Origin of the sequence: Listeria valentina, assembly GCF_011800755.1 — a bacterium.
Classification (GTDB): domain Bacteria; phylum Bacillota; class Bacilli; order Lactobacillales; family Listeriaceae; genus Listeria; species Listeria valentina.
Window position 1 is genome coordinate 1 of sequence record NZ_JAATJW010000102.1, and the last position, 4,374, is coordinate 4,374.

Here is a 4,374-nt window from a genome sequence, read left to right on the forward strand (position 1 = left end):
CTATTGAACTATTTCAAAATAGCCATAAAGAGTCTCCTCTTTTTAGCTATTTCTTGTAAATTTCTCGAATAGCTTTCTTTTTTAGGAAGAGTAATTCTATAATAGAAGTTTTTATTTTTTTGAAAAAAAGATAAAGAAAGGAACTGCTTATTCGTCTTTATTCTGGTATTGTCTAGAAAAGGGAAAGTATTATCATACTTAATATAATTTCAATACAGAGATAGTTAAGCTTTAAGCTAAGAAAGGGGGCAAATAAAAATGACTTTTTTAGACTGTCAGAATCTTATAGAATTAGACAATTTATTGGTGTTATATATAAACAGACAGTATTCAAGAAAAAAAGAATGTGTCCAGAAAAAAGATAAACTTTGTTACTTTCAAGGAAAGGTCTTGCTTATTCAAAAAGGAACTATTGCTCTTGTATATAATAGAAATAGGTACAAGGACAGGAACGTTATTTGCCGACTATATGGGGAAAATGATTTTATTTATTTGATGCTATCAGATAATGAAAATTTTTACTTAGAAGCCTTAGAAAGAGCAGAGTATACAGAGTTTTCAATAGATGAACTTTCTTTGAGTTTAGAGCGAGAGAAGCTCTTTGTGCCTTTTTTAATGCTTATTTTATCCAAAGGAGAAGAAGCAGTGAGAGATCGTCTTATATTGGAAACAGAAAAACTGGAGAATCGCTTGTTCTATATGATTGAGACACTTCTTGAACACTTGTATCGATGCAAGCTATGTGAATTAGATAAAGAAATTTATGGATTACCTTCTTGGCTCGGAGTAAGTACGTTGGCTAGTCTAATTAATGCTAGCATTGTCTCTACTTCGAATGTATTGAAAAAATTTTCCAAAGATAGACTAATTGATATCAAAACGACTATTTGGAAGGTAAATATAGAAGAGTGGATAAAAAAAAGTCCCTATATTGAAGGCTAAATAATGAGACATAGGCAAAAAATTTAAGCGATAATTTGCAAATGTTCACAAAAAAGTCATAAATAAGTGAATTATAAAAAATAGTTTATCTTTTTGCTTCTTTTTTGAGAAAAAATTCTCTGTTATTCTAAAAAAAGATATCGTTTAGTACTTTATCTTTAAATAGTGGTTGTTAAAAGACCTATCTAAACGTATTTATAGTGAGTAGGGGTTATGGGTAAAGCCGTGAAAAACCTAAAAACAGGAGAAAGGAGATCACCAAAAAATGAAAAAGGTGAGTCGAGGCAAACAATTTCTAGCGACACTGGCTACACTGTTATTAGTGAGTCAAAGTCTGTTGAGCCCTATTGTGGCACAGGCAGAGACAACTCAGACGGACGATAATTCCAATCAAAACATCCAACTTGCATCAGATCAAGATGAAGTGCAAGTGGGGCAAACCTTTGATGTCAAGGTAACGCAAAGCGAAGGCGAAGAGCTAAGCATGCAACTGCCTGAAGGTGTGGACTATCAAGGGGTCCAGGGGAAAACGGAACAAACCATCCAAAAAGTGGAAAATGAAGGACAAAAGTTAACCATCCACTGGAATAAAAATGTGACAGAAAAGGAGGGAACCCTGACATTAAAAGCGGCAAAAGCCGGGAAATATGAGTTTACTGCTAAAGGAACAAGTGATGCGGGAGAGGTAACATCCAATCAGTTATCTGTACAAGGATTTGTTAAGCCGCAAGTTCGAGCTGGAACAATTAACGCAGATATTGATATTTCTCCCGCCAACGATAGTGTATCTTCAGGGCAAGATGCGGTCTATGAACTAAACTTCAAAGCAACGGGAAGTCAGACCACCTATCAAAATGCAAAAATTGTCGTTAACTTGCCTGAAAATGTTGCATTCACGCAAGATGTGAATGAATTAAAAATCGCAGGGACTGCACCAACGTATGATGCAAGTGCCCATACCTTGACGTATCAGTTTGCGACATTAGCTGCAGGACAAGCCAATAAAGTATTTGTCAAAGTGAATACGGTAAACGGAACAACAGCGAGTGGAACAGCATTGACGAGTAAGGCCACGTTTACAGCGGATAACTTTACAGGAGATGCGACAGATGAGGCAACGGTGACGGTGAATGCATCTTCAAGCCTATCTACGAGTAAAACGTATAGTCAAACAGTAGACAGTGATGGCAAAGAAAAAACAACACCGCCAACGGCTGGAGATACGGGAACTTGGACGATCAAAGTGAATGCTGATCAAAAAGAGACAGGGCTACTCTACTTTAAAGAAGGTAGCCAAATCAAAGTGGTTGACACGATCCCAGATGGTTTGACTTACGTTAGTGATAATGCCGGAGGAGTCTATGATGCGACGTCGAAGACAGTCACTTGGACATTCGATGCGCCATCATTAGCTGAACAAAAAGCGGCAACAGACAGCTTATTTAATCAAACAATCGAAGTCCAAACGAAATTTAATGCGGATATTGAGAACTTTTCAAAATTTACAAACCAAATAAAAGCTTCAGCAGTTGATATAAATGAGCAGCCAATCACCAATAATAGCTCTGCTAGTATAACAGCTGGTGTTAGTGATCCCAATAATTTGCCTGAGTCAGATGGTGATGCATTTTATCCTAATCTACACACGGGTCCTACAAATGGGCAGGGAACATCTGGTTATCTAGGTGCAAATCCGGATCCGACAGTTTATGATTCAGCTTTGCTACAGTTCAATATTAATACAAAATCTCAAGGAGCAACTAGTCCAACACAAGATTTTACAAAGTATGAAGTGGTTTATGATATCGATGATCATTTAAATTTATATGCTTTAAATTTTGCAGGTAGCGCAAACTATACTCCTTACCCAGGATATCCTGGAAATAACACGAAAAAATTAACACCTCGCGCGGATGTTTATCTAACTATAAATGGTGTTGAACAAAAAGTGCTGAGTGATTTTGAAATTTTTGGGAAAAAACTTTCAAAATCTGATTTAGGTTTGGATAATCAACATGTGGAACAAATACGATTAGACTTCACATATGCACCAGCTGGAATGTGTTCAAATGGGGTTTATCCTCAATTTACGGTGGAACAAGGTTATACTGGAACGGTAGAGAATACCGTTCATTATGATATAGTTGGATACACTGTGAATGGATCTCCTTATAGCTGGACTAATGATAGTGAGACTAGCAATGTAGATGCAAGAACAGGATATCGTACAGCAGAAGTTATACCAACACCGCCAGATAGTTTACCTATCTTTAAGAATAACATTAAATTTGATACCTCTACAAATGGAATTGTTAAGAGTGGTTCAAATCGAGTAACAGGCTCTCTTGACAATGATGCAGCATCGGCGATTAAGGCAGAAAATCCTCTTGAAAACTACGTTCTTTTACCTAAAGGGGTAACGGTAGATACCAATAATCCAGAGTATAGATTAGGTAGCCCAAGTGCTTGGGATGATGCAACAACTACTGGAGATAACGAAAATGGGACGATTAAGATTGTTACATCTGACTATAATGGAACTGGACGACAATTAGTTCATGTGAAATGGGATGTGGATGAGGTATATCCTGGTGCAACAGTTAACTATGGTTTTAATGTCAATATTGACGAAAATGCACCAACTAAATTAATTCCTGAAGCCTATGCATTTGTGGGCAATGAAGATTTTCAAGTGCCATCTCAGGAAGGAAACAGTGTGACGAACTCAACAAAGGAAACAGATACTAGTGATCTGAATGGAGATGGAGATACTTCACAACAAATGATCAAAACAGGCAACCAATATAGCTTGTTACGTGAAGATAAAATTTCGACTTCGAAACTTGTCAAAGGAGACCTAGATAGTGCCTTCTCTAAATTTGGTCATGCTTCACCAGGTGGGGCGATTGATTATCAATTAAAACTCACTAATGATGGGGAAACAGATATCTCCGATATGGTACTGATGGATGTGCTTCCATCCATAGGGGATTTAGGCATTACAGATAATACGACCCGGGGCAGTCAATTTACCCCCACATTGACAGGTCCCATTGAGGTGCCTGAGTCTTGGGCTGGAAAGGTCGCTATCACTTACAGTACAGCGACCAATCCAAGTCGTGCAGATTTAACACAAAACGTGCTTTATCCATCCACAACAACACCTATTTCGGATCCCAGTGATGTGCAGGCTCCAAATTGGGTGGATGCTTCCGCGGTGACAGATTGGAGTCAGATTCATAGTTTTAAAGTCACACTGCTAGATAATAATACGTGGGTATCTGGAGAAGATATTACATTAGATTTTGCGATGAAAGCACCTACGGATCTAAGCGAGGAGTTGACGGATGCATCCGTAGATGAAACAACTCGTGCAGCATGGAACTCCTTTGCTTTTGCGTCGAATAATATGCAGGTCGTTGAGCCTGAGCG

The 4,374-nt window shown here is 38.0% G+C and carries 2 protein-coding genes; both read left to right on the forward strand.

The window, feature by feature from the left end:
• The first annotated feature begins 258 nt into the window (after positions 1–258).
• Entirely contained in the window at positions 259–942 is a 684-nt protein-coding gene (locus HCK02_RS13260; RefSeq protein WP_167630577.1) for a cyclic nucleotide-binding domain-containing protein, read from the forward strand.
• A gap of 265 nt (positions 943–1,207) precedes the next feature.
• Positions 1,208–4,374, forward strand: a 3,167-nt coding sequence (locus tag HCK02_RS13265) for an adhesive domain-containing protein (RefSeq protein ID WP_167630578.1), incomplete at its 3' end; no start/stop codon positions are given.

Coding starts and splice junctions, on each gene's coding strand:
- HCK02_RS13260 (WP_167630577.1), top strand. CDS start 259: ATGACTTTTTTAGACTGTCAGAATCTTATAGAATTAGACAATTTATTG.